The sequence below is a fragment of the Pseudoalteromonas sp. S3178 genome (assembly GCF_005886985.1).
Lineage (GTDB): Bacteria > Pseudomonadota > Gammaproteobacteria > Enterobacterales > Alteromonadaceae > Pseudoalteromonas > Pseudoalteromonas carrageenovora.
Map to the genome: position 1 here is coordinate 1 of NZ_PNCW01000254.1, position 208 is coordinate 208.

At 36.5% G+C, this 208-nt stretch carries 1 pseudogene; it reads right to left on the minus strand.

The features are described from left to right. Positions 1–208 (minus strand): annotated as a pseudogene (locus tag CWC11_RS23050) (PhnD/SsuA/transferrin family substrate-binding protein); the annotation flags it as partial.

Here is a 208-nt window from a genome sequence, read left to right on the forward strand (position 1 = left end):
CAAGCAAACCTATTTTTTTATCTAAGAAATACGATTTAGATAATTTAGGTTTTTCTGTGTTTGAGATAAAAAAGGCAGAATAAGCCGGATAACCGATAACAGGCTTATAACTATGCGTTGATTCAGCCATCAAAGCCGACATGATATTGTCTTTCGTTAAAATAAGATCGGCGATCCCCTTAGCAAGGAACTCTATTTGCTCAGCGAG